The organism is Cedecea neteri (genome assembly GCF_000758325.1).
Lineage (GTDB): Bacteria > Pseudomonadota > Gammaproteobacteria > Enterobacterales > Enterobacteriaceae > Cedecea > Cedecea neteri_B.
This window is the reverse complement of the sequence record NZ_CP009459.1, coordinates 3155251-3168898: the sequence shown is the minus strand read 5'-3', so window position 1 is coordinate 3168898 and position 13648 is coordinate 3155251. Positions and strand designations below refer to the sequence as shown.

The window sequence follows — 13648 nt, the reverse complement described above, 5'->3', positions numbered from 1 at the left end:
CTACTCCTTCTCCGGGATCGGCGTCAGTTGGTTGCTCCCGGCTTCAATCACGCGGGGTTTATCAGGGTCCAGCGCCTCACGGTCGAGGATCAGTTTCCAGGTGTTTTTTTCCTGGTCCGGCTGACGGAACAACCCCACGATGCCAACAAAGCGGGTGTTTGTTTCCATAGGCATATCGAGGCTGACGCTCCCGCCCGGTTTGAGCACCACATTCCGGCTTGCCAGCAGATCGTCTTTGAGGAGAACATCGCCTTCTTTTACCAGCTGTTGATAAAGCATGTTTTCGAATATTTTGGTGTCTCTGAGCTGGTAAATACGCACCAGTACCGGGGCTGAAAATGCGTTGCTTTCGCGGGTATCCGTGTTCAATTCTTCACGGGCCACGAAGTCCAGATGCAGCACCTTAATTTTTTTGTAGAACACCGAGCTAAAGGCGGATGTTGTGCCGTCGCTGACGCTTTGTGTCAGGCCGCAGCCCGTGAGACTGAGCGCCAGCAGGGTTAGCGGCCAGCGCCGAATTTTAGTCAAACTGGTATCTAACACGCCGATTTCCTTGTTGTTGTTTCGCGGGCTGAAGGCCGCGGTAATAACCCAATTCCGTGGTAAAACTTTGGGGCATATCGTCCGGGATTGTTTCTCCGTCAGCACCCAGTACGCCGTTCATGCCCAGCCAGAAAGGCGCGTCGCCCAGCGGGGGCACGGCCAGCAGCCGGGTCGCGGTGGTCAGGGTAATTTTTGCTTTAAAACGCCAGCCGAGGTAAACCCGCAGCATCACGAGAAAATCCTGATAGAGCTGGCCGTCCGGTTTCCAGGCCCCGGACTCCAGTGCATTGTCGGTGGACAGCGCGATCAGAAGCTGACTACTGGCATCCTGCGCTTCATCCCCAAGCGGCGTGTTGCCGTCCAGCAGAAAGTCCTCATCGCCGTGAAACCCCAGCGGCTGGCTAATTTCCACCGGCCGCAGGCAATACGGGCTGACCCGAACCGTGGTATCGGGCGCCAGCAGTCTCACCAAAGCCTGAATACCTTCTTCTGTTTTTCCAGGCTGGCGCAGCACGCCGAGTAAGGCTAAAAACCGCGATACCGGCGTGGCGATATGGTTTGCCGTGCCGGGGATCCCCAGCCCAACCAGCCCCAGCAGCGACTGCGAGATCGTATCAGCCCCGACGGGTTCGAAGGTTGCCGGGTAAGAGTATTTCCGCCAGATGCGATAAAATTGCGTCAGAAAACGGTGGTTGAAGATATCCAGAAATCCCTGCAGCGCCTCATGCCCTTCCCGCCGCTGGGTAATGTCGTCGAGATAGGCGGTCGGCAGCGGGGAATCAACCCCGTACAGCCCCATAAATGTGGTACGGATGCGCGGCGGCTGGTTGATATCTTCCGCGTTATATTCAACGGATTTCAGCTCGCTGGTGGGAAAGCCCATTCCGGGATGAGGCGCAAAGCGCACCGGATCGTTAGCCGGATGGCTGGTCGACCCCAGCGGGAGTTTATCTGCATTGCGTTTCTCCAGCAGTTGGCAAAATCGGTAAAAATTGATCCGCTGTAAGTCGTCTTCCAGACGTGGGATCAGCCGGGGATGCGACGGCTGTGTTTCTCTTCCCATTCGAGACGCTCTCCGGTTGGCTGCAGAATAATAATCAGGCGGTTAAACAGATAGATATCGGTATACAGCGCAAAGAAGCGACTGAGCATTTCACCAAACAGGCAAACATCGCCTCGCCCGGCGAAGCCGTGGCTGTCAAGCGTCACCTCAATCTGCACGCCGCGCACCAGGAAGCCCTGCTCGAAGCGCTCGGTTTCGCCGTGCTTCACGTCGACAATTGCCTCCAGCCGGCGACGGTTCATTTCACTGTTCGTCCACTCATACAGTGCCAGCGTGCCGCGCAGCACTTCCGCATTGTCCATCATCGAAAGAAAACTGCTGGCGAGATGGCTGAGCACGCGCCAATGAAAGCGGTCCTGCACCGGGGGATAGCAGGGCTGCGTTGGCGCGCAGAGGTTACGCACCGTCATGCTGGTCGCGGGCGTTTTCATCACCGTGTCGAGCACCGTACTTTGTAACGCGCGCCGTGGAAGCTGGCCGTTGGTGCCCGTCAGCGTCAGCGACAGGCTTTCATTTTCCGGCACGGTGTGGTTATCAAACGCTTCACCGCCGAGCACAAGCCAGGTGTTGTGCAGCCCCGACGGGCCTCGGCGGATGCGGGTGTGGTAGTAATACTCCGGGGCTTCATGGCGCATCATGCCGCCTTTGTGGCGGAAGCTTGAGAACGGTACGTAGGTATGCTGGCTGGCGGACATTACCGAGTCCACGGCATAAATCTCGGTATGCCCATCCTGCACGCGCATCGGGCGCAGCAGATATTCCGTTTGCAGGGAATTCAGAGTCAGCGGGTCAGACTCCAGCGGGAACAGATTCACCACCGGGACACAGTTCAGCCGCAGATGTTTTTCGGTAAAACTGAAGTCATGCTCCCACCGCTCAGCCAGCACCACATCGATTTCAAACCACGCAAGACCGGCCGGGAGGACGATATTTTCCAGCCCGGACAGGCCGGTAAACATGAATTTTTCGCGGAAGGTAAAGTATTCCAGCAGCAGCTGGTAGCCGCTAAAACTGCTGTTGCCCTTCGGCCATAAAGTATCGCCTTCACTAAAACCCCGGGCGGTGAAATGCCCGTCAAAAGGTTTGCCATCCGTCTCTCCCGGTAGACGCAGACGCATTCGCTCGACGTTCAGGGTGAAGGCTTCATGCATCGCACAGGCCAGCGGGGCATCGGCGTTGAAGTACAGGGCAAGATCGCTGAGGTCGATGCGGCTCCAGTCCGCCAGGCTGCCGCAGTGAAAACGCAGCGTGATCACCGAGCGGCCCTCCGGGTCCGTCGCCAGCCGGACCTTCTCCAGCGAGAGCGGCTGAAGATGCATTTCCTGGGTGGTGGTGTAACGGCAGCGCGTGCCTTTTTCGCCGATTGGCCTGGAAAGGACCTCAAAACCTTTGGCAATGCGCACAGGTTCTTTCATTTCACGCCAGTCCGGCGAAAACTCTACCACCGACATCGACGGAATGGTGCGTAAGTAATGGGGCCACAGCAGGCTGACCAGTCCTTCCGTCAGCTCGGGCAGGTCGTCATCCAGTTTTTCGCGAAGTCGGCCCATCAGGAAGGCAAAGCCTTCAAACAGACGTTCCACGTACGGGTCGCGCGCGCCCGCTTTGTCGAGATTAAGCATCGCCGCCTGCTCGGGGTGAGCACGGGCAAATTCTTCCCCGGCTTCCAGCAGGTAGCGCATTTCGGCGTCGTAATAACGCAGGGTTAAGTCGTCCATAATTTTCTGTGCGGAGTAAGTGTTTTTTGATGAAAAATAGCCCAATCACCTGAAAGGTAATCAGATGCACAACACGGCAGAACTGGCCGGGTCGAGCGTAATAAGGCCGGAGAGAAGTTGGTCCATCTCCGGCTGAAGGCGTGATTTGTCGGTTTCACTGCGGGCGGCTTTCATGCGCAGCAGTCGGAGGCGGCGGGATTTGACTTCGTACAGTAGCGCGGGCGTCCAGTGCGCGAGCGTAATGGATTGTGCTGAAAAGTCCAGTTCCCCCAACAAATGCAGCGCCAGTTCGTTTTTACCTTTCTGTTCAGCCACGCGAGCCATCAACAGGCGAAGCAGCCATTTATCTCTGGCCGAATCCGTGCCCGGACGCGTCTGCAGCCACTGCAGCGAGGCCTCCAGACCTTCGCTGTCCGCTTTTTCCACCGCCTCTGGTTCAAGCGCCAGAATATCGCTGTCAACTGCACTGACGCCGCTGACCAGCTCATCTTTATAGCCAGCAACATCGGCCAGAACGTGCTGGTTAATCCAGTTCAGCGTCACCTCGTCGGCAAAGGGCGTGCCGTCATTAAACGCCAGCGTTTCTATCCCGGTGAGCCGGCGAAGAAACCCTTTCAAATCGGCAATAACGACGCCAGCCAGTACATCCTGCCCCGACTTCTCCAGTGCCTCATGGATATACCACTGCAGGTCAAGCCACAGGTGGTTAGCGCCTCGGGAGAAGTTGCTGTCGGCTTGCTCAAGGATTTCCGACCAGCTTTGCTGCAGGTAGAGACGCTTGAGCATTGCCCGCTGATCGGCGCGCGGCGGTTCGATGCGGGTATTCCCCTTTCCGTCGGGGGCCGGAATCTCTTGCAGCGTGTCGTGGCGAAGGCTTTTCATCAGCCGATGAGCCGCCAGCCAGCCCCCGGGTTGCTCGCGCAGATAGCTAGTCAGAATGCGGGCCTGAGCTAAAAGATCCTGCCCGGAAGTAATGCGGCTGAGTACTGGCGGCGGGTTGCCTGCCTTTTCGGCGTCATACGAGGTTTGCACCGCGTCGCTGGCGTTTTGCGGTACCACGGCGTCCACACCGCCGGCCTTCACCAGGCGTGATTCCAGCGCGCTGTATAACGCATTCAGCTCCGGGCGGGATTCATCCGCCCCGCCTTCGAGGCTGTCGGCAATCAAAAGTAACGCGCCGAGAGTACGCTGTGCATCTTCCCGCCCCACTTCCGGATAGAGTGAGAGGCTGGCAAGCACGCGAGAACCGGCCAGCCACTCCAGCGCGGCTTTTCGACTGCGATCGCGCTGTGGATAAAGCAGCAAACCAAAGCGTTGCAGCATCCCCGCCAGCAGCTCCAGCCCTTCGGCGAACCCGCCTTCCCCTTTCTGGTGCAAACGAGCCCAACAGTAATAGGTAGCAACCCGGATATCTTTGGCGGTAGTGGTCAGCAGTTTTTCGGCTAACGTGCAAATCAGGCCGGTATCAATACCCGAGAGCTGGTTAACCTCTTCCCGGATACGCTGAAAATCATCGTCATAGCCGGGATCCTCTCCTGTTAACGCGGCGTCATTGATTGGCGTCAGCCAGTGATTCCAGTGTTCGATTCGGGCCTGCGCCTGTTGCCGAAGTAAAGTTTCCTCCACCTGGCAGGCTGAAACGAGATTGTGTAGAGAATGCATTAGTTCAGTTCATCCATGTTATGGCTACCAGCGCCTCCCATCGGCGCCTGTGCCGCAGCGTTGTTCACGCTCAATATCCGATCCGGCAGCGTAAAATTGCGCAAATCCAGCAGCGCCAGCGGCCCTTTGCCCAGTTGGGAGCGCAGCACCCATTGCAGGGTTCGCCCGTCCTGGGCCGTAAAACTCATCATCCACCGGCTGCTATCCAGTTGCTGCCGCTTGCCCTCCTCCAGCCAACGGATAAAACCCCACGTCCCGCTGTAATCACCAAATAAGCGAGCCCCGCCGCTGGTTGAAGTCCAGGTCAGCGTGGTGCCGGGTTTATATGTGTCTCCCGGCCAGCGAAACATTTGCCAGTCGGCCATCTGGTTAAAGTAACGCAGCTTTTGCCCGTCGAGGGTCAGGAGCGTTTCCACCACCTGCTGGGTCGGGCGGGCTTGCAGTTCAAAATTGATCCCCTGGGTGCCGTCGGTAAATAAAATCTCCGACAGCTGGCTCAACTGGTTCACGGCGCGAAGGAAAGCTGGATTGAAGGTTAAGCCCTGGCCGTTGATTTTATCCGGTACCCACTGGCTGCCTTCTTTATGCAGCACCCCATTCAGCTGCGTAGTAAGAAAACGCTCGATGCGGCCGCTGTCCCGACGCACAAACTCAGCCAGCATGGGCAGAGACACTTCACTTTTGCTGACCGCAAACGGATAACGGCCATCGAAAGCCGTATGCCAGTTCGCCACCACCGAACGACGCCATTTGTCGTTCAGGCTGGCGGACGAGGGTTGCAGGACCGTTTCCCAGGCCTGAGTCAGCGGCTGTACAAACAGGGTTTGCCCAAAGCCGCTCCACTCTTCTCCGAGGCTGGCGGCCATGAGGCTGCCGTACTGCTGCGTGTCCGTCAGGTCGATACTTTTGCCCTGAAAAACGGTTTGAGCCAGGGTCTGCATCATCTCCTGAGGATCGGATGAACTGGCGACCTGCTGCAGACGCAGGCGAACGCGGGTGATTCGGGTCAGATAGGTTTGCAGGCTCAGGGTGCTGTCCGCTGACATCACGCTGCTGGCTTTATTTTTCCCCATCAGCGTTAACAGAGGCCCGAAGGTCTCATCCAGCGGCCCCTCTGCACCCGCCGCCCGCTGATCAATCAGCGGCTTATTTTTCCCGCCCACCAAATCTTTCGCCGACTTGATGATGGACTCAGAAAGCCCTTCAGCCTTCTGCCCCGTTTCCCCCTGCCAGGCCAGGGTGTTCATCAGGGCGATTAAAGGGGACTGGCGGACATCGCTCATCAGCGTCAGCTGGTCGGCCACATCGGTAATATTATTGGCCGGATTCAGTCGCAGGCTGTTGAGGAAATTCAGCCACGTCCCGGCAAAGTCGGTGAAATAGCGCCGGGTAAGACGTGCTTTCAGTGCCTCCGGGGAGAGATCGGCCCCCACGCTGTGCTGGCTGTCGCTCAGCACCCAGTCGATCTCTTCTCGGCGAGACTTAGCCGCTTTTTCAATCGCCTGCTGAATACCCCCTTCCCACGCCTGGCGGGTAAACATCCCCGGCACCACTTCATCCGTCGAGAAAAGACGACGCGCATCGGTGCCGCTGGTCATGTCCTCCAGAGTCACATCGGCAAAATTACGCCGCACGGACTTGAGCATATTTTCATACAGCGTGCTTTCGGCATTTCGACGCCCAATCTGCTGCAGCAGCACCTGGCGGCTTTGGCCGATCAGCTGTTGATTCGGGGTTATTTTCCAGTGGGGCTGGTTCGGCAGCTCGGTGATGTAGAACGCCCACAGATCCGGGGAAAGGCTTTGCCACAGCCCCGGAGATATTCCGGTCCGCGCCGGCTCGACCACCTTCATGGTCTGGGCGAAAAACGCGCCATCAGCTTTGTCCGGGTGAGTCATCATCAACCACGCTTTGAGCTGGTCATAACCCGTTTGAGACAGCACGGCTCGTTTACCGCTATTGGGCGCAGAGTTAACCAGCGAGGTCAGTTTTTGCGTTAGCGCCGCATTTGCCGGGTCGCGTATCAGGCGATTATTGGCAACGCCGTACCAGGGCAACATGGCGTCAAGCAATGGCCGGGAATGATCCAGCCCGAAGCGCTGGTACCAGGGCGCACCGTTCAGGACATGATGCTGCAGGCGGCCAGCGTCATTTCGCAGGTCATGCAGAGCCTCTAACTGAGCATCAGACACGCGGGTCTGCTCCGCCAGGCCGTGGGCTTTAGTCGCGACGGAAGTGATTTGGTTATAGTTCAGGCCAAAAGAGAGCAACATCCCGGCGGCCCAAATCCCCAGCACGGTGATGAGGCTTAACGCCAGTGCCTGCTCCCACGGCAGCCCTACGCGGCGACCACGTACCCGCCCGCAGTCTGCGACGATCCCCTGCCAGGTAACCGGGATCGTCAGCGCATGACGCCGCAACGCAGGTATGGAAACCTCAGCATCCATATTTTCTAAGGTGTTAGCGGGTTGATTCTGGGGAAGACTGAACATCAGCCCCCGCAGTGGTACGCGCTGCTGGCTGGCGTAGAGCCAGGGCGTGAGCCGATCAACCCAGCCGCTGATGCCTCCATTTTTCAGCTGTTGCCCAAGGCGCAGCAGGAAGTCGTGGTTATTGTTGTCGACAATCTGGCTGACGCCCTGCGTTGTCAGGGCCGATAACAGGTTCGTAATCTGGCGGGCTACATCATCTGAATTGGCACGAGGCGGGAAATTTGCCCCTACGGCCTGCTCGGGGCGTTTCGCCTGCGACCACTTGCTTTCGCAAAGTTGCCACAGCCAGACCGGCGCGGAATAACGCAACAGTTCGCTGATTTTCTCCAGTCCACGCAGGTCGCTATCGCTGAGCTGCGGCGTAAGCTCGAGCGAGTGAGGCAAGACGCGAATAATGCCGTCCAGCGGGCGGCTACGGCGCAGTTTACGCAGCGCGGTGTATTTTTCGCGGTCCGGCTCCACCGAAAGGCCGCCGCCATAAATCAGAACCGTGCGGTTACCTTCCAGCCACTGGTTTTTCTGCAGGCCGGGGACCAACTGTTCTATCGCGGTTTCGTCGCCGGTGATGAGTAGCAGGCGGACTTTGTTACGCCAGAAGGGGGTGTAGCGGGCATATAAATACTTTTTCAGCTTATTCATCAATCTAACCACAGAAGAATCGCGGCTTTTGATTTCTGGAACCACCGAAGATTTATTGACTGCCCTATTTTTTCCCTTTCGATAAGCTTTTTTTCCAAAGAAATAGGTTGTAATAAACAAAAGCAGAATAAAAAATAGCAACCCTCCAGTTAAAATAAAAACACTAGAAAACAAAACTGTTTGAGTAACAGAGTCAGCAGCAATGCCAAATTGCACTGGATCCTTTATGATAATCAGGCAAACGACAACCCCAAGAAATAAAATAACAAATAAAATTAACCACAACTGAAAGGTTGTATTCTTTAGTCCCTGTATTATTCGCTTCACTATTTTCTCCCAACACGAAACGACTGAACACAAAAGCACGAAAATTTTGTAGGCATGATGAATATTCAGCAAACAACGTTAAGCAATTTTTCCAGCCGGATGAACAACCACCCACCAGGGCCGGCTATCCTTTGATACACTCATAACCAACTGAGGAAATGATAATGAGCCTGGCTGACCAGCAGCCAGAGCAACCGCTAGCCAGGGTGAAGTCACGCCTGTCAATCCTACCTTCATGTCAATATCGGTTATCTGCGCACTCGCCTTTGCACGAGGGAAATGCAGATGGTTTTCAGAGAGAAAGGATGGTGTTTTATTTTCAGTTCCCATGCCAGCAAACCACAGAGATTCGATATGCTCTGTATCAGTACCCCCCCACACTAAAGCCTGTTTAGCTGAAGCGAGTAGCGTTACCGTATCTTTTGAGTATTCTGGTCTGTGGAAACGAGCAGTACTATTTCTGTCAGTTTCAACAGCATTTTCTGTATGTAATAATAATGCAATAGCAGCCTCCCCCTCACCATCAGAAATGGTGGCCCGTATACAGACAGAAAGGAGAAGCAATAAATCTATACTCTTAGGTTTGTCCAGCCAGCCATCAATATCCGACAGGCCAAAATGTGGTGATAGATGAATATCTTCCACAGCCACACACTTAGTTATCTGCTTTTTAAGTATTTCCTGTTCATTTGTTGAAAGATGAACACTTGGATCTATTTGCAATATAATTTGAATTGAATTCGTGGTTTTATGTCTGAACAGTGCTGCTTTCAATGCAGGATCACTTAAAAGCTCTTGAAGTCGGTTTTGAATACGTTTAACTGAAGGTAAGTTATTATCACTAAACTGAGCAATATAACTTATGGTGTGTGTTTCAACATCAACAACCGAAGGTAACTCAATGCCCTTTGGCAGCAAAAATTGCTCAGTAAGTGCCCCTGATGTCACAATATGGGGTAAGCGAACACTTGCTGCACCCAGCACCAGGAAAGATTGCCCGCGCCGAATTTCATTCTTGATATCCTGCTCACGCTCATCATCCCAACCATTTGCTGGCCATACTGTAGTTAGCCATACGATCCAGCGAATACCAAATAATGCAGCCCAAATAATCGCCGGTACGCTAATGGAGCAATGCCAGAATAACGCCTCGCGAGTAACCAGGTTTTCTGGCCACAACCAGGAGGTAAGAAAACTGCCAAAGACCATAAAAATAAGCAAAAGAAATAGCCAGCGTTTTATTGATGGAGGATGCGCTCTGCTGGCGACATCAGGTATTGCAGTAAGATCAACTGGCATTATTTACTCGTTGTCGCATCGTTCAGAGATGATATAAGCCTACAGCCGCAGGAACATTCATAATCATCAAAGGCAACGGGAGCCCCGAAATCCTTCATTGTGGGATGACCTTGTGAAATATATGATGGACTATGCCCGTCGATAGGGCAGCTGACACGGTCGTTTATTCTGGCAACGCCAAGACCTTTAAATTTCATTTTTGACGAACCGGACAAAACTTTCCCTCCGCCCGTTGTTTTATCACCAACACGAATAATACCTTTCATCTTTTACCTTCATACCTGGCATCGAGCCGGGCTTTGATCTTTTGGTTCGCCGACGCCAGTCGCTGATTTATGGCGTCATATACGTCCCGTGTTTCATTGGCTAATACGGTTCGCCAGCGATGTACGGGGTTGTTTTCAGCGCCAACCTTAATCGGGTCATCGGGGTCTACGGCACACGCCTCAATAACCTCCTGTGACCACTGAGGGATTTTACTGGTCTGCATCCCGATATAGCGGGCAATACTCTCTATCAGTGACAGCGGGAGTAATAACAGGTTGGGGAGCCACTCCAGTCGGGAATCCATTTTTATCAAGGTTTGTAACCCGGTGATATATCCCTCTTTGCGTTTTTCTACCGGCGGGCAATATAAAACGGTCTCAGCCAGTTCTGCCAGACAGTCCTCTTCCATATAGCAGCGAATAAATTCCCAGTAGAGCGACAACTCTGCCTTTTGACCGACATGGCCAAAGCTAAAGGTGTTCAGCACAGTTTCGTTATCTTCAGCAAGAAGATGCCCGACAATGCAATAGCTAATTTTTTGCTTGCTGGTTGTGAAGAAAATTTCATTCCAGGGTACCGTGATTATCTCACCGCTCACTTGGTAAATATGGACTAACTGTTTTTTTCGATTAAACCTTACAGGGTAATGGGTTTTATTGAACCAATCTTTTAAAAGTGGTCTTCCGCATAAAAAACCAAAAAAAAACACCGCAGAAAGAGGCAGCATAAAAGCCCAACCCCCACCTTTAAAGTATGGTGAAATCAATGCTCCATAGGAAAACCAGACCATAACACCAATAACAAATGTAATCATACACATCATCGGTCCGGCGATAACTCCTTTAACTGGATAGAACTTATCCACAACCTCCAGATAAGACGAGTTCATCCGTATAACCGTATCTAAATCGAGAACAGTAGCCTCACCAGAATTTCGTCTTCTTTTGCCCTGCACAAAACGACTTTGTTTTTCCTCCTTAGTCAAAGCTCTATTAAATTTAAATGGAATATATAATCCAAGCGTGTGTGAAATTGCCATTTATGAGTTATTTCCAACCAGTTTCTGAAGTTGAGACATTTCCATCTGCATCGTCGGCCAGATAGCGGGGGTTTCATTTTCCCCCTCGGGGATCTGACGCCATAATGTTGCCGCCAGCCATTTTTGAATTTCATCCCGACTTTGCATCGCAATATAAATCGCAGAGCCAAGAACAAAGGTAATCGCTATTGCAAGGCCAATAGGGCCCAGAGATAGCGAACTAAACATTGCTGAAATGACTAATGTTCCTCCAGAAAATGCAGATAAAAAATACGCTGCACTTAAGCCAAAATTGCCGTTGGAAAACTCTTGACCACCATGATATACATCCCACCCCACGGCCACAAAACCAAATGCTGCACACGCCCTCCCCGCAAATTGCAGTCCCTTTTCAAGGCCAACCGCACCGGCGCGCCCAAAACTCAGTCGAACCAACGGTTTCAGACGCAGGCTTTTAAATTTAAAAATAACCCTCTCCACGGCATCCAGCAGTGTGCCCCCAGCCCCGATGGTATCAGCGATTAATTTAGACATCTTCTCTGCCCCCACGAGCTGCCCCTGCATCAGGCTGCTGGCGGATTTGCTGACGGCTCCAACCTGCATAACCATTGCAAAAACACATCCGGCAAAGGGCAGGCTTTGCGCACCATCATGCGCCAGCGTGTTGATCGTGCTGCCTTTCGCCAGCGCCAGCTTTTCCCTCCACTGACGCGGGAATAACGTACTGCCGACTTCATCTGCTGAGCGCATTGTTTTTGCAGCGGCGCTGGCCCGTCCGGCCTCTGGCAGTATTCGCGTCTGCGTGGCTTCAGCAATATCAATCAGTACCAGTGATTTCTGTCGGTGAATGCCCACCATCGACACACCGGCAATTTCCATTCTGCGTACTTCAATGTCGACATAATGCCGCAGTCGGGATGCGGAGATACGGCCTTCAAGATCGGTCATCTCTCCAAGCTGTCTCACAATGGCGCTGAGGAAATGTTTACGTTCCCCCGTGCTACTTATCGCCCTGAGTCCCATGCCGCAGGATGCAGCCAGTGCCACCAGAGAGGGCAGTACTCTGTCGGCTGCTTTGTCCAGCACCCCCGCCATCGCGCTGCTGACAGCATTGAGGTAGCCTTCCAGCGAAAACTGCACACTCTTTACCGCTTTATCCGTCAGCTTCGTATAGACGTCGATTAACTTATCTTTCCAGGGGACACCGCTATAGTCTTTGTACACACTTACCGTTTCGTTAACCCTGAGGGTCCACTGCGCGTTATTCATCACCGTGGCACGGAGAAGAATATTTGTTGCCCCTATTGAGGGGCGGGACAGCTGCGCCAGGAACCAGTCCGCCACATCGGGTTTATCCTGCATATGCTGCACGCAGTGCATCACCGTCTGGGTGAACAATGCACCGCTGCCAATATCTTCCGGGTCAAAATGACTGTCCAGATAGTCCAGCAGGGCCTGACTTTTCAGCCACGCCAGGTACATCCTCACCATCGGGGATATCACCTGCTGGGCATAACCTGTGAGCGCCGCCTCGTATTCCTTCAGAAACGCCTGCTCTTTTGCCCGGTCAATGTATTTTTCGTACTGCGACCAGTACACCTGCACCTGCTGCGGCAGTGACTGATTATTATGGCCGTACAGCGTATTTTGATGCGCGCTCGCCAGAGTGGGTAACATCACCCCCGCCTTCACGGCAATTCCACTCCGGGCCTGCTCCTCCATACCCTGGTCGAGGGTCAACTGGTCCCGTTCAAACTGCGTGCAAAGCACATCCTGCAGCGCACTCAGCATGGATGACAGCGCCAGCCCCCGGGAGTACTTCGGGTTGTGCGAAAATTGGTTTTCAATTCGGTGACCGGACAGGGCTGAAATATCCTGGATGACCGCCACCGGGTCGGGCAGCACGAGAATTACGCCTTTTCCGGCATACAGTGTTTCGGCCGCCCGAATCAGATGCGACCCTTCCTGAGGTCTGGTCTTTTTGAAGGGTGCCGGTGACCACAATTTATGGGCACAGGACGCTGCCGCCGGACTGTATTCCGCCACCGTGGTGGCCAGCCCGGAAAGCGGCAATGCCTGCTCCCCACTGCTGCCATTGACCCAGGCATCCATATCAAACCGCTGCATGTACTGGCTGCGGTATCCCGCATCCTCATGCTTCTTACGCGTCGCCTCCGTCCATTCCACTTCTGACCACCCCAGCCAGAAAACGCCATTTTTCATCCCCGCCGGTTTGACCGGTAAGGTGATTAATGACGCCATGGCCAGCTCCGCCGGCTGACTGACGCAGGGTTTTCGTGCCCCGGACACGATATCGACAGGCACCTCCCCGGTCTCTGGCAGCGGATAGTAATAACCGTCCCCGGTCACATAATAATTAATCCACCGGGACCCGGCCTCAGACCAGATATTCAGGAATCCGGCCCGGAGCAGCCTGCCCGTATAAGCCGTCTGCCCCTGGGCCGGCACCGGGAGGGTAATGTCAGCCGGCAGCGCCGGCAGGCAATCATTATTCGCCATTACCGCGGGACGGACAGGAAGCACCGGCAGTCCGTAACGGCGGCAAAATTTACAGCCTTGTTCTGAAGTCATTTTTCGT

Annotated in this window: 9 protein-coding genes; all 9 read right to left on the bottom strand. The window is 54.1% G+C overall.

Going from position 1 to position 13648, the window contains the following annotated elements:
• Nucleotides 1-543 carry a type VI secretion system lipoprotein TssJ gene (gene tssJ / locus LH86_RS14900; RefSeq protein WP_039302831.1) on the bottom strand — a complete coding sequence of 181 codons (543 nt, stop codon included), beginning with the start codon at nucleotides 541-543 and terminating at the stop codon, nucleotides 1-3.
• Nucleotides 521-1606, bottom strand: a complete 1086-nt coding sequence (gene tssG, locus LH86_RS14895) for a type VI secretion system baseplate subunit TssG (protein ID WP_039302828.1) — start codon at nucleotides 1604-1606, stop codon at nucleotides 521-523. Before tssG ends, tssJ begins: the two co-directional genes overlap by 23 nt.
• Nucleotides 1570-3324, bottom strand: a complete 1755-nt coding sequence (gene tssF / locus LH86_RS14890; protein WP_039302824.1) for a type VI secretion system baseplate subunit TssF — start codon at nucleotides 3322-3324, stop codon at nucleotides 1570-1572. The genes tssG and tssF overlap by 37 nt, the downstream gene beginning before the upstream one ends.
• A gap of 60 nt (nucleotides 3325-3384) precedes the next feature.
• Nucleotides 3385-4986, bottom strand: coding sequence for a type VI secretion system protein TssA (tssA, locus tag LH86_RS14885; protein ID WP_039302821.1), 1602 nt, complete (start codon nucleotides 4984-4986; stop codon nucleotides 3385-3387).
• Nucleotides 4986-8444: an ImcF-related family protein gene (locus tag LH86_RS14880; protein ID WP_071842838.1), complete on the bottom strand. Its 3459-nt coding sequence runs from the start codon at nucleotides 8442-8444 to the stop codon at nucleotides 4986-4988. The genes tssA and LH86_RS14880 overlap by 1 nt, the downstream gene beginning before the upstream one ends.
• 78 nt (nucleotides 8445-8522) lie before the next feature.
• On the bottom strand, nucleotides 8523-9743 hold the full coding sequence (locus LH86_RS14875) for a hypothetical protein (protein ID WP_039302815.1): 1221 nt from the start codon (nucleotides 9741-9743) through the stop codon (nucleotides 8523-8525).
• Nucleotides 9743-10009, bottom strand: coding sequence for a PAAR domain-containing protein (locus LH86_RS22155; protein WP_071842837.1), 267 nt, complete (start codon nucleotides 10007-10009; stop codon nucleotides 9743-9745). Before LH86_RS22155 ends, LH86_RS14875 begins: the two co-directional genes overlap by 1 nt.
• Nucleotides 10006-11049, bottom strand: a complete 1044-nt coding sequence (locus tag LH86_RS14870) for a DUF6708 domain-containing protein (protein WP_039302812.1) — start codon at nucleotides 11047-11049, stop codon at nucleotides 10006-10008. Before LH86_RS14870 ends, LH86_RS22155 begins: the two co-directional genes overlap by 4 nt.
• Nucleotides 11050-13641, bottom strand: a complete 2592-nt coding sequence (locus LH86_RS14865) for a T6SS effector BTH_I2691 family protein (protein ID WP_039302809.1) — start codon at nucleotides 13639-13641, stop codon at nucleotides 11050-11052.
• Nucleotides 13642-13648: the final 7 nt, after the last annotated feature.

Excerpts from the sequence above, each read along its gene's own strand:
- tssG (WP_039302828.1), bottom strand. The coding sequence starts at position 1,606 with ATGGGAAGAGAAACACAGCCGTCGCATCCCCGGCTGATCCCACGTCTG.
- tssF (WP_039302824.1), bottom strand. The coding sequence starts at position 3,324 with ATGGACGACTTAACCCTGCGTTATTACGACGCCGAAATGCGCTACCTG.
- tssA (WP_039302821.1), bottom strand. The coding sequence starts at position 4,986 with ATGCATTCTCTACACAATCTCGTTTCAGCCTGCCAGGTGGAGGAAACT.
- LH86_RS14875 (WP_039302815.1), bottom strand. The coding sequence starts at position 9,743 with ATGCCAGTTGATCTTACTGCAATACCTGATGTCGCCAGCAGAGCGCAT.
- LH86_RS22155 (WP_071842837.1), bottom strand. The coding sequence starts at position 10,009 with ATGAAAGGTATTATTCGTGTTGGTGATAAAACAACGGGCGGAGGGAAA.
- LH86_RS14870 (WP_039302812.1), bottom strand. The coding sequence starts at position 11,049 with ATGGCAATTTCACACACGCTTGGATTATATATTCCATTTAAATTTAAT.
- LH86_RS14865 (WP_039302809.1), bottom strand. The coding sequence starts at position 13,641 with ATGACTTCAGAACAAGGCTGTAAATTTTGCCGCCGTTACGGACTGCCG.